Origin of the sequence: Curtobacterium sp. 1544 (assembly GCF_040544915.1) — a bacterium.
Taxonomy (GTDB): Bacteria; Actinomycetota; Actinomycetes; order Actinomycetales; family Microbacteriaceae; genus Curtobacterium; species Curtobacterium pusillum_C.
The window spans coordinates 72109-94202 of sequence record NZ_JBEPKX010000002.1 but is presented as its reverse complement, the minus strand read 5'-3'; the positions used below and the strand labels follow the sequence as shown (position 1 = coordinate 94202).

Here is a 22094-nt window from a genome sequence, read left to right as displayed (position 1 = left end):
GCCCAGCACCGTAGCCCAGGCGGAGTTCCCGACCGAGAGACCGAGGACCGTTGGCAGACGACCTGGACTGGAACGCGATCATCGCGCCCGGCAACGACGCCGAGGGGCGGAAGACGACTTCCGCCCGAGAGGCCACCGCACGACCGATGTCCCGCCGCGAGGCCCGAGCAGCCGAGGCGGCGGCTGAGGCAGCTCGCGCTGCTGACGCCGACGCACCCGCTCCGGCCGGAGCGGCACCCGCAGCACCCGTCCCTCCGACGCGTGCGGGCGTCGACCCCGAGGTGCACGCGCTGCTCACGGGCGAACTGCACGTCGACGACGACGGCCTTGGAGGCGCGGGAGACGACGGACGCGGCGGTCGCGGCGGACGCGGGGGAGCCTCCAGGGCGCCACGCGAGCCCCGTGAGCCGCGACGCCGCCGACGCCGCGGACCCCTCATCGCCGGCATCGTGATCGTCGCGGTCGTGCTCGGCGTCGGGGTCTCGGCGTACGCGTTCGCTGCGCCGAAGGTGCAGCAGGTCATCGCCGCGATCAGCGGCGACAAGGAACCCGACGACTACACGGGCAGCGGCACCAGCAAGGTGACCATCACGATCAAGCAGGGCGACATCGGCGAGGACGTCGCGAAGACGCTGCAGCGCAGCGGCGTCGTGAAGGACTCGAAGGTGTTCTACAAGCTGCTGCTCGCCTCGCCCGACGTGCAGTTCCAGCCCGGCTCGTACTCCCTCAAGAAGGAGATGAGCTCGAAGTCGGCCCTCGCAGCGCTGCAGGACTCGAAGAACCACGTGCAGGCCTCGATCGTCATCCCCGAGGGCACGGCCCTCAAGGACATCGAAGCGGGCATGGTCTCGAAGGCCGGGCTCACGGCGGCCGAGGTCGACGCCGCGGCGAAGGACCTGTCCGCCTACGGCCTGCCGGCGAACGTCACCACGCTCGAGGGCTGGCTGTTCCCCGCGACGTACCCGATCAACCCCGGGTGGACGGCCACCCAGTACTTCAAGTCGATGGTCGACACGATGAAGGAGCACCTGGCCGCGGCCGGTGTCGCCGAGGCCGACCAGGAGCACGTGATCGTCTTCGCGTCGCTCGTGCAGAAGGAAGCCGGCCTCGCGGCCGACTACCCGAAGGTCGCGCGGGTGTTCCAGAACCGTCTCGACAAGGGGATGCTCCTGCAGTCCGACGCGACGGTGGCGTACGGCACGGGCAACACGCACACCGTCACGACGACCGACGCCGAGCGCGCGGACGCGTCGAACAAGTACAACACCTACGTGCACGAGGGGCTCCCACCGGCGCCGATCTCGAACCCGGGCGACCTCGCGATCACCGCGGTGACGAAGATGGCGACGGGCAACTGGGAGTACTTCGTGACGGTCAACCTGGAGACGGGCGAGACGGTCTTCTCGGACACCTACGCCCAGCACCAGGTGGCGGTCAGGCAGTTCCAGGCGTGGCTGCGCGCGCACCCCGATTACCAGTAGTCGGGGGCGCGTCGCACGGGTCGGCGCTGTGGGAAGATGGACACCATGCTTCGTTGGTTGACTGCTGGTGAGTCCCACGGACCCGAACTGATCGCGATGCTCGAGGGCCTGCCCGCGGGTGTCCCGGTGTCGTTCGAGTCCATCCGTACCGATCTCGCGCGTCGCAAGCTCGGCTACGGCCGCGGCTCGCGCATGAAGTTCGAGCAGGACGAACTGCACGTCTCCGGCGGCGTCCGTCACGGGTACTCCCTGGGCAGCCCGATCGCGATCCGCATCGGCAACACCGAGTGGCCGAAGTGGGTCGAGGTCATGAACCCCGAGCCGGTCGAGCAGACCGAGATCTCGCGTGGTCGCAGTGCGCCCCTGACCCGGCCGCGTCCCGGGCACGCGGACCTGGTCGGCATGCAGAAGTACGGCTTCGACGAGGCCCGTCCGATCCTCGAGCGTGCCTCCGCCCGCGAGACCGCGGCCCGGGTGGCGCTCGGCGCCGTCGCGAAGGCCTTCCTCGCCGAGCTCGGCATCCGGTCGGTCGCGCACACCCTGCAGGTCGGCACCGTCCGGGTGCCGGACGGCACGGCGCTCCCGCTCCCCGACGACGTCGACCGTCTCGACGACGACCAGCTGCGCTGCTTCGACGCCGAGACCTCGGCGCGCATGGTCACCGAGGTCGAGGCCGCGAAGAAGGACGGCGACACGCTCGGCGGTGTCGTCGAGGTCCTGTTCTACGGCGTGCCCCCGGGCCTCGGCTCGCACGTGCAGTGGGACCGCCGTCTCGACGCCCGGCTCGCCGCAGCGATCATGGGCATCCAGGCGATCAAGGGCGTCGAGGTCGGCGACGGCTTCGCGACCGCCGCTCGTCGCGGGTCCGAGGCGCACGACGAGTTGTTCCGTGAGGACGGCGAGATCTACCGCACGACCGACCGCGCCGGCGGCACCGAGGGCGGTATGTCCACGGGCACCGTGCTCCGCGTCCGCGCCGGCATGAAGCCGATCGCGACGGTCCCGCACGCGCTGCACACCGTCGACGTCACCACCGGTGAGGACGCCTCGGCGCACCACCAGCGTTCCGACGTCTGCGCCGTCCCGGCTGCGGGCGTCGTGGCCGAGGCCATGGTCGCGCTCGTGCTCGCCGACGCCGTGCTCGAGAAGTTCGGCGGCGACAACGTCGTCGAGACGAAGCGGAACCTCGACGCGTACCTCGCGTCGATCCCGGAGACGCTGCGCACCCGGCGCACCGAGGCCGCCGAGCACACCTCGGCCTGGTGACGCACGCACCCGAGCCGGCGGCGGAGTCGTCGTCGGCCGGTCCCGCGGCACCGGTCGTCATCATCGGGCCGATGGGCGCCGGGAAGTCCAGCGTCGGCAAGCGCGTGGCCAAGGCGCTCGGTGTGCCCTTCACGGACACCGACCGGGTGATCGTCCGCGAACACGGACCCATCCCGGGCATCTTCGCCGACCGCGGCGAGCCGGCGTTCCGCGAGCTCGAGGCGCAGGCCGTGCGCACCGCGATGGCGACCGGCGGCGTGATCGCCGTCGGTGGCGGGGCCGTCACACACGTGGCGACGCGCGAGGCCATGGCCGGCGCCGCCGTAGTCCTGCTCACCGTCTCGCCCGAGGCCGTCGCCGACCGCATCGCCGGCAGTGACCGACCGCTGCTGGCGAACGGCGGCATCGACGCCTGGCAGACCATCATGGACGAGCGGGCGGCCACCTACGCCGAGCTCGCGCACGCGGTGTTCGACACCTCGCGCCGGCCGATGTCGCACGTCGTCGACGACGTCGTGGCGTGGCTGCGGCTCGCCGACGGGCCCACGGGACCGTCCAGCACCACGAACGAAGGAGCACCGTGACCGAGTCCCCCCAGTCGATCCTGCCGGAAGGCACCACCGAGATCCGCGTCGGCGGGGACGACGGGTACGTCGTGGCCGTCGGGAACGGTCTGCTCGGGTCCGTGCCGGCACTGCTCGGCCCGCGCGTGGCGAAGGTCCTCATCGTGCACGCGCCGACCCTCGGTGCGCGCGCGAACGACCTCCGCCAGCTGCTCGTCGACGCCGGCCTCGAAGCCCTCATCGCCGAGGTCCCCGACGCCGAGGGCGCCAAGCGCGTCGAGGTCGCGGCGTTCTGCTGGCAGATCATGGGGCAGTCCGACTTCACCCGCACCGACGCGGTCATCGGCCTCGGCGGCGGAGCGGTCACCGACCTCGCCGGGTTCGTGGCGGCGACGTGGCTGCGCGGTGTCCCGTACGTCGCGATCCCGACGAGCGTGCTCGGCATGGTCGACGCGAGCGTCGGCGGCAAGACCGGCATCAACACGAACGAGGGCAAGAACCTCGTCGGCGCCTTCTACCCGCCGCGTGCCGTCGTCGCGGACATCGACCTCGTCCGCACCCTGCCGCGCAACGAGATCCTCACCGGGTTCGCCGAGATCGTGAAGGCCGGGTTCATCGCCGTGCCGGAGATCCTCGAGATCGTCGAGGCGGACGTCGCCCGGGTCACCGATCCGTCGACGCCGGAGTTCCGCCGGGTCGTCGAGCTCGCGATCGAGCTCAAGGCGCAGGTGGTCTCCGACGACTTCACCGAGCAGGGCCGCCGCGAGATCCTCAACTACGGACACACCCTCGGGCACGCGATCGAGCACGCCGAGCGCTACCAGTGGCGGCACGGTGCCGCGGTGGCCGTCGGGATGGTGTTCGCCGCCGAACTCGCGCGCCTCACCGGACACCTCGATGACGCGACGGTCGACCGGCACCGAGCGATCCTCGAGTCGCTCGAGCTCCCCACGTCGTACGGCCTCGGCCGCTGGGAGGGCCTCCTCGCCACGATGCGTCGTGACAAGAAGGCCCGCGCCGGCATGCTGCGGTTCATCATCCTGGACGGCGTCGGCAAGCCGGTCACCCTCGAGGGTCCCGAGGACCACCTGCTGTTCACCGCCTACCAGGAGGTCGGGGTCTAGGCAGCGAACTGCTGCAGGTGTTTCCGCCGCGTTTCGACCGGGAAACACCCTCGAAACCGAGCGCCGCTAGCGTTCTCGCCATGTCCGGACCAGTCCTCGCCCCGTTCCCCACCGAGCTCCGTGTCGGCGTCCCCGAGTGGCTCCGGGCTGCGCAGCTCGCGGCCCCGAGCACATTGCACGGTCGCGCGGAACGGTTCGCGCTCGTGACCGAGCTGGCCACCCGGAACGTCGACGAGGGCACCGGCGGACCCTTCGCCGCGTTGGTCGTCGACGAGGAGTCCGGCGACGTGCTGTCGATCGGCACGAACCTGGTCCTGCACTCCAACGTGTCGTCGATGCACGCCGAGGTCGTCACGATCGGCCTGGCGCACGCCCGGGTCGGCGCGTGGAACCTCGGCCGTGACGTCGGGCGGCGACGCACCCTCGTGGTGAACGCGCAGCCGTGCGTGATGTGCCTCGGTGCACTGCTGTGGTCGGGGGTGTCGGCCGTGGAGTTCGCCGCCGACTGTGCCACGGTCGAGCGCATCACCGGGTTCGACGAGGGGCCGGTGCCGTCCGACTGGCAGGAGCAGCTGCGCGCCCGGGGCATCGACGTCCACCAGGAGCACGGTGTCGGGGCGGAGCACGCGTTGCACCGATTCCGGGAGCTCGTCGAGTCCGGCGCCACCGCTCGCTACAACGGCGACGGCGCCTGACCCGGCCGGCTCACCGCAGCACGCGGCGGGTGCGCCGCCACCACCACTTCACCCGCATCGAGACGGTGATGACGTCGGTCCGTCGCCACTCGCGGTACTCCGGCATGGTGGCTCCGAGCTCCCAGGCGTCCACCTCATCGTCATCGTCGTCCATGCCCGGCGCGTCGGGCAGCGGTCTGAAGATCGCCATCAGTCGTCTCCCTCGGGTCGTTCGGTCGACCGCGGTGTCGAGCGTCTCCGGAGCGCCCGAGACGCCAGCCGTCGGTCCTTCTTCGACCACCACGCTACGGTCTCGAGCCGTCGGAGCACAGTCGCTGAAATGTCGTACGCACGGTCCTCTTCTCGCTGCGACACGGACCACGTGAACCGGTCCCACGCGTGGTCGCGATCGGCGGTCCGGCGGTTCTGGAACGCCCCGAACCAACTGACGACGGCGGCGACGATCGCCGCGCCCGCGGCGATCACCGCCCCGATGACTGCTGTCTCCATGCCCGCAGCCTGACGCCGTGGAGGCGCACCGACGGCGGACGTCAGCCGATCTGTGGACGGTGAGCCGCGCCTCCAGGCTGTGGAGGACCGACCACGCAGGCCGGGGGAGCACACTGGACCCGTGCCCACTCCGCCCCGCCTGAGCGACCTCGGCGGCTCGCCGGAGGTCGCGGCCGGAACGCTCCGGTCCCGCGGCCGACGGTTCGCCGAACTCCTCGCCATCGCCCGCCGTCACGAGCTCCTGCCGTTCCGCCGCCTCGACTTCTCGCACGACCCGGCGACCTCAGCGCTCCGGACCCGCCAGGCCGACCACCTGCGCCGTGCCCTCGAGGAGGCGGGCGGCGGGTTCGTGAAGATGGGACAGCTGCTGTCGACGCGCGACGACCTGCTCCCCGAGGAGTGGACCGAGGGCCTCGCGCACCTGCAACGGAGCGTCACCCCGGCCGACCCGGACGACGTCCGGGCGCTCCTCGAGCGCGAGCTCGGTGCTCCCGTGGACCAGGTCTTCGCCGCCTTCGACCCGGTCCCGGTCGCCGCGGCGTCGATCGCCCAGGTGCACCGCGCGCGGCTCGTGGACGGGACGAGCGTCGCGGTGAAGGTGCAGCGGCCGGGGATCGACCGAGCGGTGCGTCGGGACGTCGACATCGCGCTCCGGGTGGTCCGGTTCATGTCCCGGCTCTCGACCGAGGCCCGTCAGGTCGGCGTGCAGGACGTCGCCGCGCAGTACGCCGACGACCTCGTGCGGCAGGTGGACTTCTCGTCGGAGCTCCGGAACCTCGTCACGCTCCGGGCCGCCCAGGCCCGCAGCGCCCGCCCGGACGAGGTGCGGTTCCCCACCCCGTACCCGGACCTCTCCGGGCGTCGGGTGCTCGTGATGGAGTTCCTGGAGGGCGACACCCTGAGCGCCATCCGGTCGGAGCGGTCCGACCGTGACCTCGACGAGCCGATGCGTGCGATCCTGCGCGCGTTCCTCCGGCAGGTCGTGTTCGACGGGGTGTACCACGCCGACATGCACCCCGGGAACATCCTGCTGCTGCCGGACGGCCGACCCGGACTCATCGACTTCGGATCCGTCGGGCGGCTCGACCCCGGCCTCCGGGACACCGTGCAGCAGCTCCTCGCCGCGTACATCCAGGACGACACCGAAGCGATCGCCGACGCGGTGCTGCGGATGGCGCCCGTCCGTGACGCCGAGGACGAACCCGACTTCCGTCGCGCCATCGCCCGTTTCGTCGCGGACGAGCTCGGGCCGGGTGCCCGCATCGGCGTGGAGACGGTGGACGATGCCGTCGAGGTGTTCGGACGGTACCGGTTGAAGCCGCCGCCGGACTTCGTGGCCGCGGCCCGCGCCCTCGCGATCTTCGAGGGCACGCTCCGCACGCTCGCGCCGTCGTTCGACCTGCTCGAGGAGTCCCGCGGCCTCGCCCGCGAGCAGATCCGCGACCAGCTCCGGCCCGGGAAGCTCCGGGACGTCGCGGTGCGCGAGCTGTTCGGGGTCGTGTCGGCCGCACGCCGTCTGCCCCGGCGCGTGGACCGGATCGGCGAGGCGATCGAGACCGGCAAGCTCTCGGTCAACATCCGGCTGTTCGCGGACCGACGGGACCGACGCACGCTGAACGGCGTCGTCCGCCGGGTCCTGCTCGTGCTGCTCGGTGCCGGGGCGGGCATCCTGGCGATCGTGTACCTGGCGTCACCGGCCCGGCCGACCGCCGTGATCTCCACGGGCGTCGCCGGTGCACTGCTCGGGGGAGCGGCGGTGGTGCTGCTCGGCTGGGCGGCGATCGACTCGGTGCTGGCGCGGAAGCGCGAATGAGCCGTCCGCTACACTCGTCCGGGGCGTTCTCGCCCGCAGACCTTCACAACACGACGAACGGGACATCGAACACTCATGGCCAGTACCACTGACATCAAGAACGGCGCCGTTCTCATCATCGACGGGCAGCTCTGGTCGGTCGTCGAGTTCCAGCACGTCAAGCCGGGCAAGGGCGGTGCGTTCGTCCGCACCAAGCTCAAGAACGTCGTGTCGGGCAAGGTCGTCGACCGCACCTTCAACGCCGGCGCGAAGATCGACACCGCGGTCGTCGACCGTCGCGACTACCAGTACCTCTACGAGGACGGCGACTCGTACGTGTTCATGGACACCGACACGTACGACCAGATCCCGGTGTCGGCGACGGTCGTCGGGGACGCCAAGAACTTCCTGCTCGAGTCGGCGATGGTCACCATCGCGATGAACGAGGGCAACCCGCTGTACGTCGAGCTCCCGACGTCGATCGTGACCGAGGTCGAGACCGAGCCCGGCCTGCAGGGCGACCGCTCGTCCGGCGGCACCAAGGACGCGACGATCATCGCGACGGGTCACCGCATCCAGGTCCCGCTGTACCTCGAGAGCGGCACCCTGGTGAAGATCGACACGCGCGACGGCAGCTTCCTCGGCCGCGTCAACTCCTAGGCGCTGACCGTATGAGTGCTCGTTCGAAGGCCCGCAAGCGCGCCCTCGACATGCTGTACGTGGCCGAGGTGCGGGAGCTGCCGATCTCGGACGTCCTCGCGACCGAGACCGTGCGGCACCTGGACCAGCCGGAGCGCGCCTCCAGCTGGGACTACGCACGACAGATCGTGACGGGTGTCGACGACGACCGCGCGGAGCTCGACAAGGTGATCGTCGAGCACGCGCAGGGCTGGTCGATCGCCCGGATGCCCGTCCTCGACCGGTGCATCCTGCGCATGGGCGTCTGGGAGCTCCGGTTCAACCCCGAGGTGCCCGACGCCGTGGCGATCGCCGAGGCTGTCGAGCTCGCCCAGTCGCTCTCGACGGAGGAGTCCGCCGGGTTCGTCAACGGCGTGCTCGGAGCGGTCGCCGGCGGGCGCGCACCCGGCGAGAAGTCGAGCGGTGCACCGTCCGGTCGGACGGTCGCAGAGGACCAGGAGTCCCGGTAGGGTTGACCACGTCAGCATCCTTTAATGCCGTCCGGTGAGGCGGGGAAGGAGGTCGGCGTGGGAACCAGAACGGTTCTGCAGCACCCCGACATCACGCGTGCTCTGACACGCATCGCGCACGAGATCCTCGAGGCCAACCACGGCGCCTCGGACCTCGTGCTCCTGGGCATCCCGACACGGGGTGCCGTCCTGGCCGAGCGCCTCGACCGCATCCTGTCGGACATCGAACCCGAGTGGACGAGCGAGCCGGCGGTGACCGGGGCGGACGGGTCGACTCCCGGGCGGTCGCACCGCGTCGGCACGCTCGACGTCACGATGCACCGTGACGACCTCGGGCACGGCATCGGTCGCGCCCCGCACCGGACGACCATCCCGGCGAGCGGCATCGACGGCAAGGTCGTCGTGCTCGTCGACGACGTCCTGTACTCCGGCCGCACGGTCCGGGCGGCGCTCGACGCGCTGCAGGGGATCGGGCGCCCGCGTGCGGTCCGGCTCGCGGTCCTGGTCGACCGGGGGCACCGCGAGCTCCCGATCCGTGCAGACCACGTCGGCAAGAACCTGCCGACGGCCTCCGACGAGCGGGTCACCCTCCGCCTGACCGAGACCGACGGCACCGACGAGGTCGTCATCGAACAGAGCGAGACGCAGAGCGACGGGGGGACCGCGTGAAGCACCTCCTCTCCACCGCCGACCTCTCCCGCGCCGAGGCGATCCACATCCTCGACGTCGCCGAGGAGATGGCCGAGGTCAACACCCGCGAGGTCCGCAAGCTCCCGGCACTCCGCGGCAAGACGGTCGTGAACCTCTTCTTCGAGGACTCCACGCGCACCCGGATCTCGTTCGAGGCCGCCGCGAAGCGACTCTCCGCCGACGTCCTGAACTTCGCCGCGAAGGGCTCGAGCGTCTCGAAGGGCGAGTCCCTCAAGGACACCGTGCAGACCCTCGGCGCCATGGGCATCGACGGCATCGTCATGCGGCACGGCGCGTCCGGGGCGCCCCGCGTCCTCGCCGACGCCGACTGGATCGACGTCCCCGTGGTCAACGCCGGCGACGGCACGCACGAGCACCCCACGCAGGCGCTGCTCGACGCGTTCACGATGCGCCGTCGCCTGCACGGTGCCGGCAGCCGCGGCCAGGGCCTCGACGGCGTGCGCGTGCTCATCGTCGGCGACGTCCTGCACAGCCGCGTCGCACGGAGCAACGCGTGGCTCCTCCGGACCCTCGGCGCGAGCGTGACGTTCGCCGCGCCGCCGACGCTGCTGCCCGCGACCACGACGCCGTTCGGGGCCGCCGTGCACCACGACCTCGACGTCGCCCTCGCCGAGGACCCGGACGTCGTGATGACGCTCCGCATCCAGCAGGAGCGGATGAACGACGCCTTCTTCCCGAACCCGCGGGAGTACACCCGGCACTGGGGGCTCACGGCGAGTCGATTCGCTCGGCTGGACGAGCGCACCCTGATCATGCACCCCGGTCCGATGAACCGCGGCCTCGAGATCGCCGGCGTCGCCGCCGACGACCCGCGCTCGACGGTCGTCGAGCAGGTCGAGAACGGCGTGTCGGTCCGGATGGCCGTGCTCTACCTGGCCCTCACAGGGTCCGAACCGAACGCAGCAACGAAGGAGACCGTCGCATGACCGCCCACCTCATCCGCGGCGCGCAGCTGGTCGACGGCACGCGTGCCGACATCCGTCTGGAGGCGCGGCGCATCACCGCGGTCGGGTCCGGTCTCGACGCGGCCGGCGCCACGGTCGTCGACGCGGACGGGCTGATCGCCCTGCCCGGTCTCGTGGACCTCCACACCCACCTGCGCGAGCCCGGCTTCGAGGAGTCGGAGACGGTGCTCACCGGCTCGCGTGCCGCGGCCGCCGGCGGCTTCACCGCCGTGAACGCGATGGCGAACTCGTCGCCGGTGGCCGACACGGCCGGCGTGGTCGAGCAGGTGCAGGCGCTCGGTGACGACGCCGGGTACGTCACGGTCCGCCCGATCGGCGCGGTCTCGCAGGGACTGCAGGGGACGCACCTGTCCGAGATCGGTGCGATGGCGACGAGCCGGGCGAAGGTGCGGGTGTTCTCGGACGACGGCTCGTGCGTGTCCGACCCGCTCCTGATGCGTCGGGCGCTCGAGTACATCAAGGGCTTCGGCGGCGTGCTCGCGCAGCACGCGCAGGAGCCCAGGCTGACGATCGGCGCGCAGATGAACGAGGGCCGACTGTCGTCGGAGCTCGGGCTCGCGGGTTGGCCGGCCGTCGCGGAAGAGGCGATCATCGCCCGCGACGTGCTGCTCGCCGACCACGTCGGAGCACGACTGCACGTCTGCCACGTCTCGACCGCCGGCAGCGTCGAGGTGATCCGCTGGGCGAAGTCCCGCGGCATCGACGTCACGGCCGAGGTCACCCCGCACCACCTCGTGCTGACCGAGGACCTCATCGCCGGACACGACGACGCCCCGGGGTACGACGCCCGCTACAAGGTCAACCCGCCGCTGCGCTCCCGCGAGGACGTCGACGCGCTCCGGGCCGCCCTGGCCGACGGCACGATCGACATCGTCGCGACCGACCACGCCCCGCACACCGCCGAGGCGAAGTGCTGCGAGTGGCCGGCGGCGGCGAACGGCATGGTGGGCCTCGAGTCGGCGCTGAGCGTGGTGCACGCAGCCGTGGTCGACAGCGGCCAGCTCGACTGGGCTGACGTCGCCCGGGTGCTGTCCGAGGCACCCGCCCGCATCGGGCAGGTCGAGGGCCACGGGCAGCGGATCGCCGAGGGTGCCCCCGCCGAGATCACCCTCTACGACCCGTCGGTCCGCCGGGAGTTCGCGGTCACCGACCTCGCGGGCCAGTCGCAGAACTCGCCGTACCTCGGCATGCAGCTGCCCGGCCGTGTCGTCGCGACCTTCCACCACGGGTACCCCACGGTCCTGGCGGGGGAACTCGTCGACGCCGAGACGATCGCCGGGCACGCCCGCGCGACCCGGACGGCGGCGACCGCATGAGCGGTGATGCGCTGCGCTGGCTCGAAGGCGGGATCATCCTCGCCCTCGTCGTCGCGCTGTTCGTCGCCATGGCGCGCACCTGGCGGACGCGGGCCAGGAAGCAGGCGGAAGCCGTGCCTCCAGTCGGTGTCCCGGCCGACCTGTCACCGGCGGCCGGTGCGTGGGACGGGTTCACCGTCGCGACGACCCGCGCCGACCAGCCGCTCGAACGGATCACGGCGGGCGGTCTCGGCTTCCGGGGCCGTGGCGGCGTGACCGTCCACGACACCGGCGTGGTGCTGCACCACGCCGGCACCCCCGACCGGTGGATCGCAGCCGACGCCGTCCGCGGCGCCGACCGTGCCACGTGGGCCATCGACCGTGTGGTCGAGCCCGGGGGACTGGTCCGTCTGCGATGGACGGCGACCGGCGCCGCAGGTGCGACGGATCTCGACACCTACTTCCGGTTCCCGGAGGGCGACGCAGCAGCGCTCGTCGCCCTGCAGGGACTGTCGACGAAGCACGAACACCCGCACACCGCGGGCGAAGGGACGAACTGATGACACGCGAACGGGCCGTACTGGTCCTCGAGGACGGCACCCGGTACGACGGCTGGGCCTACGGCGCCCGCGGGCGCACGCTCGGCGAGGTGGTCTTCGCGACCGGCATGACCGGGTACCAGGAGACGCTCACCGACCCCTCGTACGCCGGGCAGATCGTGGTGCAGACCGCGCCGCACATCGGCAACACGGGTGTGAACGACGAGGACCCCGAGTCCCGTCGCATCTGGGTCGCCGGCTACGTCGTGCGCGACCCCAGCCGCGTCGTGTCGAACCACCGTGCGAACGCGTCGCTCGACGAGCACCTCGTGCGTGACGGCATCGTCGGCATCTCCGGCATCGACACCCGGGCGCTCACCCGCCGGATCCGCGACGCCGGCGCCATGAAGGGCGGCGTGTTCAGCGGTGCCGACGCGGCGCTGTCCGAGTCGGAGCAACTGGACGCGGTCCGCGGGCAGGCGACGATGGCGGGCGCGAGCTTCTCGTCGATCGTGTCGACGCCCGAGGCCTACGTGGTCCCCGCGGTCGGCGAGCAGATCGGCCGGCTGGCCGTGCTCGACCTCGGCGTGAAGGCCTCCACCACGCGCTACCTGGCGCAGCGCGGGTTCGAGGTGCACGTCGTGCCGCAGGACATCACCGCGGCTTCGCTGGAGGAGCTCGCGCCCGACGCGCTGTTCTACTCGAACGGCCCCGGTGACCCCGCGGCATCCGACGCCCAGGTCGAGCTGCTGCAGGCGAGCCTGAAGACCGGACGCCCGTTCTTCGGCATCTGCCTCGGCAACCAGCTGCTCGGCCGTGCGCTCGGCTTCGGCACCTACAAGCTGCCGTTCGGGCACCGCGGCATCAACCAGCCGGTGCTCGACACGACCACGGGCAAGGTCGAGATCACGAGCCAGAACCACGGCTTCGCGGTCGACGCGCCCCTCGGCGAGGTCCTCGAGTCGCCGGCCGGCTTCGGTCGCGTCGAGGTCTCGCACTACTCCCTGAACGACAACGTCGTCGAGGGCCTCCGCGCGCTCGACGTGCCCGCGTTCAGCGTGCAGTACCACCCGGAGGCGGCGGCCGGTCCGCACGACTCCATGTACCTCTTCGACCGGTTCGCGGACCTGGTGCGCGCGCGTCGTGACGGGGAGCCGCTCGACGCGGCCACCGCCGACGCCACGACCCCCGCAGCAGACATCACCAAGGAAGCGAACTGATGCCCAAGCGCGCAGACATCAACTCCGTCCTCGTCATCGGCTCCGGCCCGATCGTCATCGGTCAGGCCGCCGAGTTCGACTACTCCGGTACCCAGGCGTGCCGCGTCCTCCGTGCCGAGGGCGTCCGCGTGATCCTCGTCAACCCGAACCCGGCGACGATCATGACCGACCCGGACTTCGCCGACGCGACCTACATCGAGCCGATCACGAGCGCCTCGCTCGAGGAGATCATCAAGATCGAGCAGCCGGACGCCGTGCTGCCGACCCTCGGTGGTCAGACCGCCCTGAACGCCGCGATCAAGCTCGACGCCGAGGGCATCCTCGACAAGTACGGCGTGGAGCTCATCGGCGCGAAGGTCGACGCCATCCAGCGCGGCGAGGACCGCCAGCTCTTCAAGGAGCTCGTCCTCGAGTCCGGTGCCGACGTGGCCCGCAGCCACATCGCGCACACGCTGGAAGAGGCGAAGGAGTTCGCGAAGGACCTCGGCTACCCGCTCGTCGTCCGCCCGTCCTTCACCATGGGCGGTCTCGGTTCGGGCTTCGCCTACAACGAGGAAGAACTCGTCCGATTCGTCGGTGACGGGCTGCAGTCCAGCCCCACGACCGAGGTCCTGCTCGAGGAGTCCATCCTCGGGTGGAAGGAGTACGAGCTCGAGCTGATGCGCGACAACTACGACAACACCGTCGTGATCTGCTCCATCGAGAACGTCGACCCCGTCGGCGTCCACACGGGCGACTCGATCACCGTCGCCCCCGCGCTGACGCTGACCGACCGCGAGTACCAGAACATGCGGAACATCGGCATCGACATCATCCGTCGCGTCGGCGTGGACACCGGCGGCTGCAACATCCAGTTCGCCGTCGACCCGTCGAACGGCCGCGTCATCGTCATCGAGATGAACCCGCGTGTGTCCCGCTCGTCCGCGCTCGCGTCGAAGGCGACGGGCTTCCCGATCGCCAAGATCGCCGCGAAGCTCGCCATCGGGTACCGCCTCGACGAGATCGAGAACGACATCACCCGCGTCACCCCGGCGAGCTTCGAGCCGACGCTGGACTACGTGGTCGTGAAGACCCCGCGCTTCGCGTTCGAGAAGTTCCCGGCCGCCGACGCCACCCTCACCACGACGATGAAGAGCGTCGGCGAGGCCATGGCGATCGGGCGCAACTACGCCACGGCGCTGCAGAAGTCGCTCCGGTCGCTCGAGAAGCGCGGCTCGTCGTTCCACTGGGACACCCCGGCGGCCGAGCTCGACAAGGACGCCCTGCTGCAGAAGTCGACGATCCCGACGGACGGCCGCATCGTCACGGTGCAGCAGGCGCTCGTCGCCGGCGCCACCGCGGAGGAGGTCTTCGAGGCCACCAAGATCGACCCCTGGTTCATCGACCAGATCGTCCTCATCAACGAGGTCGCGGAAGAGGTTCGATCGGCCGGGACCCTCGACGCGGACACCCTGCGCTGGGCGAAGGAGCACGGCTTCAGCGACGTCCAGATCGCCAGCTTGCGGGGGATCACCGAGCAGGACGCCCGTGACGCCCGCCACGCCCTCGGCATCCGTCCGGTGTTCAAGACCGTCGACACCTGCGCCGGCGAGTTCCCGGCCCTGACGCCGTACCACTACTCGTCGTACGACGCCGAGACCGAGGTCGCCCCGAGCGACCGCAAGAAGGTCGTCATCCTCGGCTCCGGCCCGAACCGCATCGGGCAGGGCGTCGAGTTCGACTACTCCTGCGTGCACGCGTCCTTCGCGCTGAGCGACGCCGGGTTCGAGACGATCATGATCAACTGCAACCCGGAGACGGTCTCCACCGACTACGACACCTCCGACCGCCTGTACTTCGAGCCGCTGACCACCGAGGACGTCCTCGAGGTCATCGAGGCCGAGGCGGCGTCCGGCGAGCTCGTCGGCGTCGTCGTGCAGCTCGGCGGCCAGACGGCCCTCGGGCTCGCGAAGCCGCTCGAGGCCGCGGGCATCCCGATCCTCGGCACCTCGCCGACGGCCATCGACTCCGCCGAGGAGCGCGGGCAGTTCTCCGCGATCCTCGACGAAGCGGGCCTGCTCGCACCGCGGAACGGCACGGCGCACGACCTCGCCAGCGCGACCGCGGTGGCCGAGGAGATCGGCTACCCGGTCCTCGTCCGCCCGTCCTTCGTGCTCGGCGGCCGCGGCATGGAGATCGTCTACGACTCCGCGACCCTCGCCGACTACTTCGACCGGATGGCCGACCAGGCGATCATCGGCCCGGACCTCCCGCTGCTCGTCGACCGCTTCCTGGACGACGCGGTGGAGATCGACGTCGACGCGCTCTACGACGGCGAGCGGCTCTACATCGGCGGCATCATGGAGCACCTGGAGGAGGCCGGCATCCACTCCGGTGACTCGGCCTGCACCCTGCCGCCGGTCGGCCTCGGCCGTGCCGAGATCCAGGGCGTCGTCGACGCGACCGAGAAGATCGCGCGCGGGATCGGCGTCCAGGGGCTGCTCAACGTGCAGTTCGCCATCGGCGCGGGCGTGCTCTACGTCCTCGAGGCGAACCCGCGCGCCAGCCGCACGGTCCCGTTCGTCTCGAAGGCGCTCGGCATCCCCCTCGCGAAGGCCGCGGCCCGCCTGATGACCGGCACCACCATCGACGCGCTCGTCGCCGAGGGCCTCCTGCCCGCCCGCGACGGCGCCTTCGTGCCGATGCAGTCGCCGATCGCCGTGAAGGAGGCCGTCCTGCCCTTCCGCCGCTTCCGCACCCGCGAGGGTCAGGTCGTCGACTCGGTACTCAGCCCCGAGATGCGCTCGACCGGTGAGGTCATGGGCATCGACCGCGACTTCCCGCGCGCGTTCCTCAAGTCGCAGGAGGCCGCGTACGGCGGACTCCCGACGAGCGGCACCGTGTTCGTGAGCGTCGCCGACACCGACAAGCGCCAGGTCGTCCTGCCGGTGCACCGGCTGCAGCAGCTCGGCTTCACGATCACCGCGACCGAGGGCACCGCCGAGGTACTCCGTCGCAACGGCATCGAGGTCACGATCGTCGGCAAGTACAGCGAGGGCGGCGAGAGTGTCGTCGACCTGCTGGCCCGCAACGAGGTCGACATCGTCATCAACACGCCGTCGGGTGCCGCCGGTCGTGCGGACGGGTACGAGATCCGTGCGGCGACGGTCGCGGCGGACAAGCCGCTGTTCACGACGATCGCGCAGCTCGGGGCCGCGGTCGCGGCGATCGAGACGATCGGGTCGCCGCACAGCGTGCGGAGCCTGCAGGACTACGCGCTCGAGCGCGCGACCTGGTGAGCACCACGACCCTGACTGGAGGCCCGGCCTCCTTCGGCGTCCGGCTCGCGTCCGCCATCGGGTCGCGTTCCGCCCTCTGCGTCGGCATCGACCCCCATGCCGCCACCCTGGCGGCGTGGGGGCTCGGCCGCGACGAGCAGGGCCTGACCGCGTTCGGCGCGACCCTGGTCGACGCGGCCGCCGGCCGCGCCGCGGTCGTGAAGCCGCAGATCGCCTTCTTCGAGGCGGCGGGGGTCGCGGGTTACCGTGCGCTCGACGCGACGATCCGTCGGGCACGCGATGCGGGCCTCCTGGTCGTCGCCGACGTCAAGCGGGGCGACATCGGCTCGACGGGGGACGACTACGCGCTCGCGTGGCTGGACCGCGACGGGCCGTTCGCGGCCGACGCGATGACGGTCTCGCCGTACCTCGGGTACGGCTCCTTCGCGGGGACGGTCGAGGTCGCGCGCCGGAACGGTGCCGGCGTCTTCGTGCTGGCCGCGACGAGCAACCCGGAGGCCCGCGTGCTGCAGACCGCCGTGCTCGCCGAGGGGCCTCGTGCGGGGCGGAGCGTCGCTGCCGGTATCGTCTTGGACGTGGCAGACGACAACCGGGCCGGCGGCGACCAGCCCCTCGGGGACGTCGGGCTCGTGCTCGGCGCCACCCTCGACCTCGACGACTTTGGCATCGACGCGGACACCATCGGCACGTCGCCGATCCTCGCTCCGGGCTTCGGTGCCCAGGGCGCCCGCATCGAGGACCTCCGTGCGCTGTACGGCGCGCGAGCGGAGCAGGTGCTCGTGAGCGAGTCCCGCGGCCTGCTCTCCGACGGACCTGACGGCGTGGCGGCCCTCGTCGCCGACCGCGCCGACCGCATCCGCGCCGCGCTGGGGGCGGCCGCATGACGTCGGACCGCGACGACCTCCCCGCCCACCGGAACCCGCCGGAGGTCGACCGTGTCGCCGCTGCGGCGGCCGCGGTGGCGGCACGACGCGCCCGGGCCGCGGTGAAGGCCGCCGTCGCCTCGGGGGAGCGCTCGGCGCTCGACGTCGCCCGCACCGCGTGGTCGGACGCCGAGGCCCCGGCGGAGAAGTCCCTGCGGGTCCGCGACCTGCTGACGAGCCTGCCCGGCATCGGCCCCGCGCGCGCCGAGTCGATCATGGGGGACCTGCGGATCGCGCCGTCGAAGCGCCTCGGCGGCCTCGGCACCCGGCAGCGTTCGGAGCTCGCCGAGTGGCTCGCGGCCCGCGGTCGGAAGCGCGGTTCCTCGAAGCTCGTCGTCCTCGCCGGGCCCACCGCGGTCGGCAAGGGCACCGTGAGCGCGTACATCCGGGAGCAGTACCCCGACGTCAACCTCAGCGTGTCGGCGACCACCCGGAAGCCCCGCCCGGGCGAGGTCGACGGGGTGCACTACTACTTCGTGGACGACGCCGAGTTCGACCGGATGGTCCGCGACCGCGAGCTGCTCGAGTGGGCGACGGTGCACAACTCGTACCGGTACGGCACGCCCCGCCCGCCGATCGACCGCGCACTGGACGCCGGCGACAAGGTGATGCTCGAGATCGACCTGCAGGGCGCCCGGCAGGTACGCGACGCCATGCCGGAGGCCGTCCTCGTCTTCCTGCTGCCCCCGTCGTGGGAGGAACTCGTCCGCCGACTGATCGGTCGTGGCACCGAATCGGCCGAGGAACAGGCCCGCCGGCTCGACACCGCGAAGGTCGAACTCGCCGCCCAGGACGAGTTCGACGTGCGCATCGTGAACTCCGATGTCGGCACTGCGGCACGCGAGGTCGTAGACTTGTTCACTGCGCCCTAGCCGGGCGCGCCTGCGCCCCGCCGGGTGCGACCGATCTTTCCGTCGACAGGAGACACCATGGCCAACCCCCAGGGCATCATCGACCCGCCCATCGACGACCTGCTCGCCAAGGTGGAGTCGAAGTACGCGCTCGTCATCTTCGCGTCGAAGCGCGCGCGGCAGATCAACGACTACTACGCCGACTTGCACGAGGGCTCGCTCTTCGACAACGTCGGCCCGCTGGTCGACTCGACGATCGACGACAAGCCGCTGTCCGTCGCTCTGCACGAGATCAACGAGGACAAGCTCACCGTCACCAAGCAGCAGCAGCCCGCCGACTGATCGCGGTGACGAGCAGCAACCTGCGCCTCTTCACGTCCGAGTCGGTGACCGAGGGGCACCCCGACAAGATCTGCGACCAGATCTCGGACACGATCCTCGACGCACTGCTCACGGTCGACCCGCACGCGCGCGTCGCCGTCGAGACGATGGTCACGACCGGCCTGGTGCACGTCGCCGGTGAGGTCACGACCTCCGGCTACGTCGAGATCCCGAAGCTGGTCCGTGACGTCATCACGGGCATCGGGTACAACTCCTCCGAGGTCTCCTTCGACGGCCGCACCTGTGGCGTCGAGGTCTCCATCGGTGCGCAGTCGCCCGACATCGCCCAGGGTGTCGACGAGTCCCTCGACGCGCGCTCCGGCGCCGGCGTGGACCCGCTCGACCGGCAGGGCGCAGGCGACCAGGGCATCATGTTCGGCTTCGCGACGAACGAGACCCCCGAGTACATGCCGGTGGCGATCTGGCTCGCGCACCGCCTGGCCGAACGCCTGGCAGCGGTCCGCAAGTCGGGCGAGCTGACGTTCCTCCGCCCGGACGGCAAGACCCAGGTCACGGTCGGGTACGACGGCGTCGTGCCGAAGACCGTCGAGACCGTGGTGCTCTCCACGCAGCACGCGCCGTCCGTCACGCTCGACGAGCTCACCGCCGCCATCACCGAGCACGTGATCCGCCCGGTCCTCGACCAGGTGGACCTCGACTCGTCGCACGTCGACGTCATCGTGAACCCGACCGGCCGGTTCGAGATCGGTGGCCCCCAGGGCGACGCCGGACTCACCGGGCGCAAGGTCATCGTCGACACGTACGGCGGTGCCTCCCGGCACGGCGGCGGTGCGTTCAGCGGCAAGGACCCGTCGAAGGTCGACCGCTCGGCCGCCTACGCCCTGCGCTGGGTCGCGAAGAACGCGGTCGCCGCGGGTCTCGCCGACCGTCTCGAGGTGCAGGTCGCGTACGCGATCGGCCGTGCGAAGCCGGTCGGACTGTACGTCGAGTCGTTCGGCACCGGTCACGTGGACGACGCCACGATCGAGGCCGCGATCCTGCAGGTCTTCGACCTCCGTCCGGCCGCGATCATCCGCGACCTCGACCTGCTCCGTCCGATCTACGCGCAGACCGCGACGTACGGGCACTTCGGCCGCGAGCTCCCCGGGTTCACCTGGGAGCAGCTCGATCGTGTCGAGGAACTCCGCGCCGCCGCAGGACTCGTCGCCGCAGCCGTCTGAGCCACCGCGTGACCACCGTCGCGCGCGTCGTCCTCGACTCGCCGCTCCCGCAGTTGGACCGTCTGTTCGACTACCGGGTGCCGGACGGGCTCGAGGACGACTGCGTGCCGGGGGTCCGCGTCAAGGTCCCGCTCCGGACGGGTGCGCGGATGTCCGACGCGTACGTCGTCGAGCTCGTCGACCAGGGGGACTACCCCGGGGAGCTCAGCGACATCGAGACGGTGGTCTCCCCGGTGCCGGTGCTCGCCCCGGAGATCTGGACGCTCGCCCGCGCCGTGGCCGACCGGGCCGCCGGAGTCGCGTCGGACGTCCTCCGGCTCGCCGTCCCGACGCGCCAGGTCCGTGCCGAGAAGGCCTGGCTGGCCCGCGACACGTCGTGGTCGCCACCGGTGGTCGAGGCCCCGTCCGTCACCGGCTACGCCGACGGCGTCCTGGAGGCACTGCTCGCCGACCACGGTCGCGCTGCGGTCGCCGCCGTCCCCCACCCGGTCGCGCTCGGTGACGCAGACGCGCCGGTCTGGGTCCCGGGGTGGGCCGCGACGCTCGCCCAGGCAGCAGCGCACACCGTCGCCGCCGAGCAGTCCGCCGTCATCGCCGTGCCGGACTTCCGCGACGTCACCGACCTCGAACGGGCGCTGCTGGCGGTGCTGCCCGCCGAACGGGTGGTGCGGTTCGACGCCAAGCAGACGAACGGGCAGCGCGCCAAGGCCCTGCTCCAGGCGCGGACCCACGCGGTCGTCGCGATCGGCAACCGGACCGCGATGTACGCGCCGGCGACCGAGCTCGGCCTCATCGCGATGTGGGACGACGGGGATGCCTCGTTCATCGAGCCGCGTGCCCCGTACGTGCACACCCGGGACGTCGCCCTCGTCCGGGCTGCACAGTCCGGTGCAGCGCTGCTGTTCCTGTCGCACGCCCGGAGCACCGACGTGCAACGGCTGGTCGAGCTGCACTGGCTGCAGGACGTCACGCCGTACCGGGTGAAGACACCCAAGGTGATCCCCACCGTCCAGCAGACCGGTGCGGAGGGCTACGCCGCCCAGGCCCGCATCCCGAGCTCCGCGTGGCGTGCCGCGCGCGAGGCCAGCCAGCACGGGGCGGTCCTCGTGCAGGTCGCCAGCCCGGGGTTCGGCACCGGACTGGTGTGCGCCGAGTGCGGCGAGCGGGCGCACTGCCGGATCTGCGGCGGCCCGCTCGGCAGTCCGCACCGGGGCGCGACGCCGCAGTGCCGGTTCTGCGGCGCACTCGCGGTCGGGTTCCGCTGCCCGACGTGCGGCAACGGCACCGTGAAGCCCGTCGGCCAGGGAGCCCAGCGCACCGCGGACGAGCTCGGGCGCGCCTTCCCGGGGACGCGGATCGTGGTCGCCGACGGCTCACGACCCCTCGACGAGGTCCCGGACCGGCCGTCGGTCGTCGTCGCGACCCGCGGGGCCGAGCCGAGCGTGCCCGGCGGCTACGCCTGCGTCCTGCTGCTCGACGGCGAACGCATGCTCGCCCGCGAGGGGCTCCGCGTGCAGGAGGACGTCCTGCGCTTCTGGACGAACGCCGCCGCGAAGGGTGCGCCAGGGGCCGAGGCCTACCTCGTCGGCATCGGCGGCAAGCTCGCGACGGCCCTTGCGCTCTGGCGACTCGACGGGCCCGCGCACGACGAACTCGTCGATCGGCGCGAACTGCACTTCCCACCGGCGGTCCGGGTCGCGACGTTGAGCGGTACGGACGAGGCCGTGACGGCCGCGGTCGAGGCGCTCGAGGGGCTCACCGCCGGCGCAGTGCTCGGGCCCGTGCCGGTCGAGGACGACGCGCTCCCGGGGACCGTCCGCGCGATCGTGCGCTTCCCGTACGCGCACGGCGCCGAGGTCGCGGCGACGCTCAAGGCCGAGGTGATCCGGCGGTCGTCGACCCGTCGGGTGCTGCCGGGCGGGAACCGACGTCGTGCGGCGCCGGCGCTCCGGGTGCGGCTCGACGACGCGGAGCCCTTCAGCGAGGTCTGACCCGGCCGGCCGCGCACCCGTGTCCGCGGGGGCGAGGCGGACCCGCACCGTGCCTCCAGGCCGCCCGTCGCGCCGCGCGCCGCCCGCGCGCCGTCCGCCCGCCGACCCGGAACGACGAGTCCGACGTCGTACGACATCGGCGATGTCGCTCCCGCGCGTCCGCGAATGCGCGCGTGCGCAACGAACGACGAGTCCGACGTC

General features: G+C 71.7%; 21 protein-coding genes. 19 read left to right on the top strand and 2 right to left on the bottom strand.

The features are described 5' to 3' along the window. The first annotated feature begins 50 nt into the window (after positions 1 to 50). From mltG to ABIC61_RS01975, 5 genes are all read left to right on the top strand, one after another. The gene (mltG, locus tag ABIC61_RS01995) at positions 51 to 1481 is read left to right on the top strand and encodes an endolytic transglycosylase MltG (protein ID WP_354028621.1); all 1431 of its coding nucleotides are present in this window, start codon (positions 51 to 53) and stop codon (positions 1479 to 1481) included. A 45-nt stretch (positions 1482 to 1526) separates the two neighbouring features. Next, positions 1527 to 2747 carry a chorismate synthase gene (gene aroC, locus ABIC61_RS01990; RefSeq protein ID WP_354028620.1) on the top strand — a complete coding sequence of 407 codons (1221 nt, stop codon included), beginning with the start codon at positions 1527 to 1529 and terminating at the stop codon, positions 2745 to 2747. Between the two features lie 71 nt (positions 2748 to 2818). Continuing rightward, entirely contained in the window at positions 2819 to 3331 is a 513-nt protein-coding gene (locus ABIC61_RS01985) for a shikimate kinase (protein ID WP_079238919.1), read from the top strand. A 20-nt stretch (positions 3332 to 3351) separates the two neighbouring features. Beyond that, positions 3352 to 4434, top strand: coding sequence for a 3-dehydroquinate synthase (gene aroB / locus ABIC61_RS01980; protein WP_079238918.1), 1083 nt, complete (start codon positions 3352 to 3354; stop codon positions 4432 to 4434). An 80-nt stretch (positions 4435 to 4514) separates the two neighbouring features. Beyond that, positions 4515 to 5129, top strand: a complete 615-nt coding sequence (locus ABIC61_RS01975; protein WP_354028619.1) for a deaminase — start codon at positions 4515 to 4517, stop codon at positions 5127 to 5129. Between the two features lie 10 nt (positions 5130 to 5139). Here the strand turns inward: ABIC61_RS01975 and ABIC61_RS01970 are convergent, their stop codons facing one another. Together ABIC61_RS01970 and ABIC61_RS01965 are read right to left on the bottom strand one after the other, a co-directional pair. Continuing rightward, entirely contained in the window at positions 5140 to 5319 is a 180-nt protein-coding gene (locus tag ABIC61_RS01970; RefSeq protein ID WP_354028618.1) for a hypothetical protein, read from the bottom strand. Then, the gene (locus ABIC61_RS01965) at positions 5319 to 5618 is read right to left on the bottom strand and encodes a hypothetical protein (protein WP_354028617.1); all 300 of its coding nucleotides are present in this window, start codon (positions 5616 to 5618) and stop codon (positions 5319 to 5321) included. The genes ABIC61_RS01970 and ABIC61_RS01965 overlap by 1 nt, the downstream gene beginning before the upstream one ends. A gap of 121 nt (positions 5619 to 5739) precedes the next feature. Between ABIC61_RS01965 and ABIC61_RS01960 the strand changes: the two genes are divergently transcribed. From ABIC61_RS01960 to ABIC61_RS01895, 14 genes are all read left to right on the top strand, one after another. Beyond that, positions 5740 to 7431, top strand: a complete 1692-nt coding sequence (locus ABIC61_RS01960; protein WP_354028616.1) for an ABC1 kinase family protein — start codon at positions 5740 to 5742, stop codon at positions 7429 to 7431. A 75-nt stretch (positions 7432 to 7506) separates the two neighbouring features. Further along, the gene (efp, locus tag ABIC61_RS01955; RefSeq protein ID WP_144749623.1) at positions 7507 to 8070 is read left to right on the top strand and encodes an elongation factor P; all 564 of its coding nucleotides are present in this window, start codon (positions 7507 to 7509) and stop codon (positions 8068 to 8070) included. Positions 8071 to 8081: 11 nt separating this feature from the next. Then, complete coding sequence (nusB, locus tag ABIC61_RS01950) at positions 8082 to 8558, top strand: transcription antitermination factor NusB (protein WP_354028615.1); 477 nt, start codon at positions 8082 to 8084, stop codon at positions 8556 to 8558. 24 nt (positions 8559 to 8582) lie between these two features. Continuing rightward, positions 8583 to 9227 (top strand): bifunctional pyr operon transcriptional regulator/uracil phosphoribosyltransferase PyrR, encoded by a 645-nt coding sequence (pyrR, locus tag ABIC61_RS01945; RefSeq protein ID WP_502908776.1) that lies wholly within the window; start codon positions 8583 to 8585, stop codon positions 9225 to 9227. Then, entirely contained in the window at positions 9224 to 10195 is a 972-nt protein-coding gene (locus ABIC61_RS01940) for an aspartate carbamoyltransferase catalytic subunit (protein WP_354028613.1), read from the top strand. The genes pyrR and ABIC61_RS01940 overlap by 4 nt, the downstream gene beginning before the upstream one ends. Continuing rightward, positions 10192 to 11550 carry a dihydroorotase gene (locus ABIC61_RS01935; protein WP_354028612.1) on the top strand — a complete coding sequence of 453 codons (1359 nt, stop codon included), beginning with the start codon at positions 10192 to 10194 and terminating at the stop codon, positions 11548 to 11550. Before ABIC61_RS01940 ends, ABIC61_RS01935 begins: the two co-directional genes overlap by 4 nt. Next, entirely contained in the window at positions 11547 to 12089 is a 543-nt protein-coding gene (locus ABIC61_RS01930) for a PH-like domain-containing protein (protein ID WP_097178993.1), read from the top strand. Before ABIC61_RS01935 ends, ABIC61_RS01930 begins: the two co-directional genes overlap by 4 nt. Continuing rightward, positions 12089 to 13288 (top strand): glutamine-hydrolyzing carbamoyl-phosphate synthase small subunit, encoded by a 1200-nt coding sequence (carA, locus tag ABIC61_RS01925; RefSeq protein ID WP_354028611.1) that lies wholly within the window; start codon positions 12089 to 12091, stop codon positions 13286 to 13288. Before ABIC61_RS01930 ends, carA begins: the two co-directional genes overlap by 1 nt. Beyond that, positions 13288 to 16566, top strand: a complete 3279-nt coding sequence (carB, locus tag ABIC61_RS01920) for a carbamoyl-phosphate synthase large subunit (protein WP_354028610.1) — start codon at positions 13288 to 13290, stop codon at positions 16564 to 16566. The genes carA and carB overlap by 1 nt, the downstream gene beginning before the upstream one ends. Further along, entirely contained in the window at positions 16563 to 17450 is an 888-nt protein-coding gene (gene pyrF, locus ABIC61_RS01915) for an orotidine-5'-phosphate decarboxylase (protein WP_354028609.1), read from the top strand. Before carB ends, pyrF begins: the two co-directional genes overlap by 4 nt. Next, entirely contained in the window at positions 17447 to 18361 is a 915-nt protein-coding gene (gene gmk, locus ABIC61_RS01910; protein WP_144749636.1) for a guanylate kinase, read from the top strand. The genes pyrF and gmk overlap by 4 nt, the downstream gene beginning before the upstream one ends. A 57-nt stretch (positions 18362 to 18418) precedes the next feature. Further along, positions 18419 to 18682, top strand: a complete 264-nt coding sequence (gene rpoZ, locus ABIC61_RS01905) for a DNA-directed RNA polymerase subunit omega (RefSeq protein WP_071249552.1) — start codon at positions 18419 to 18421, stop codon at positions 18680 to 18682. A 5-nt stretch (positions 18683 to 18687) separates the two neighbouring features. After that, positions 18688 to 19902 (top strand): methionine adenosyltransferase, encoded by a 1215-nt coding sequence (metK, locus tag ABIC61_RS01900; RefSeq protein WP_354028608.1) that lies wholly within the window; start codon positions 18688 to 18690, stop codon positions 19900 to 19902. An 8-nt stretch (positions 19903 to 19910) separates the two neighbouring features. After that, entirely contained in the window at positions 19911 to 21893 is a 1983-nt protein-coding gene (locus tag ABIC61_RS01895; protein WP_354028607.1) for a primosomal protein N' family DNA-binding protein, read from the top strand. Positions 21894 to 22094 lie beyond the last annotated feature (201 nt).

What these genes read in the sequence shown, in the direction of transcription:
- ABIC61_RS01935 (WP_354028612.1), top strand. Translation starts at nt 10,192, where the DNA reads ATGACCGCCCACCTCATCCGCGGCGCGCAGCTGGTCGACGGCACGCGT.
- aroC (WP_354028620.1), top strand. Translation starts at nt 1,527, where the DNA reads ATGCTTCGTTGGTTGACTGCTGGTGAGTCCCACGGACCCGAACTGATC.
- nusB (WP_354028615.1), top strand. Translation starts at nt 8,082, where the DNA reads ATGAGTGCTCGTTCGAAGGCCCGCAAGCGCGCCCTCGACATGCTGTAC.
- rpoZ (WP_071249552.1), top strand. Translation starts at nt 18,419, where the DNA reads ATGGCCAACCCCCAGGGCATCATCGACCCGCCCATCGACGACCTGCTC.
- ABIC61_RS01970 (WP_354028618.1), bottom strand. Translation starts at nt 5,319, where the DNA reads ATGGCGATCTTCAGACCGCTGCCCGACGCGCCGGGCATGGACGACGAT.
- ABIC61_RS01965 (WP_354028617.1), bottom strand. Translation starts at nt 5,618, where the DNA reads ATGGAGACAGCAGTCATCGGGGCGGTGATCGCCGCGGGCGCGGCGATC.
- gmk (WP_144749636.1), top strand. Translation starts at nt 17,447, where the DNA reads ATGACGTCGGACCGCGACGACCTCCCCGCCCACCGGAACCCGCCGGAG.
- pyrR (WP_502908776.1), top strand. Translation starts at nt 8,583, where the DNA reads ATGCCGTCCGGTGAGGCGGGGAAGGAGGTCGGCGTGGGAACCAGAACG.
- ABIC61_RS01975 (WP_354028619.1), top strand. Translation starts at nt 4,515, where the DNA reads ATGTCCGGACCAGTCCTCGCCCCGTTCCCCACCGAGCTCCGTGTCGGC.
- efp (WP_144749623.1), top strand. Translation starts at nt 7,507, where the DNA reads ATGGCCAGTACCACTGACATCAAGAACGGCGCCGTTCTCATCATCGAC.
- carA (WP_354028611.1), top strand. Translation starts at nt 12,089, where the DNA reads ATGACACGCGAACGGGCCGTACTGGTCCTCGAGGACGGCACCCGGTAC.
- ABIC61_RS01930 (WP_097178993.1), top strand. Translation starts at nt 11,547, where the DNA reads ATGAGCGGTGATGCGCTGCGCTGGCTCGAAGGCGGGATCATCCTCGCC.
- carB (WP_354028610.1), top strand. Translation starts at nt 13,288, where the DNA reads ATGCCCAAGCGCGCAGACATCAACTCCGTCCTCGTCATCGGCTCCGGC.
- ABIC61_RS01985 (WP_079238919.1), top strand. Translation starts at nt 2,819, where the DNA reads ATGGGCGCCGGGAAGTCCAGCGTCGGCAAGCGCGTGGCCAAGGCGCTC.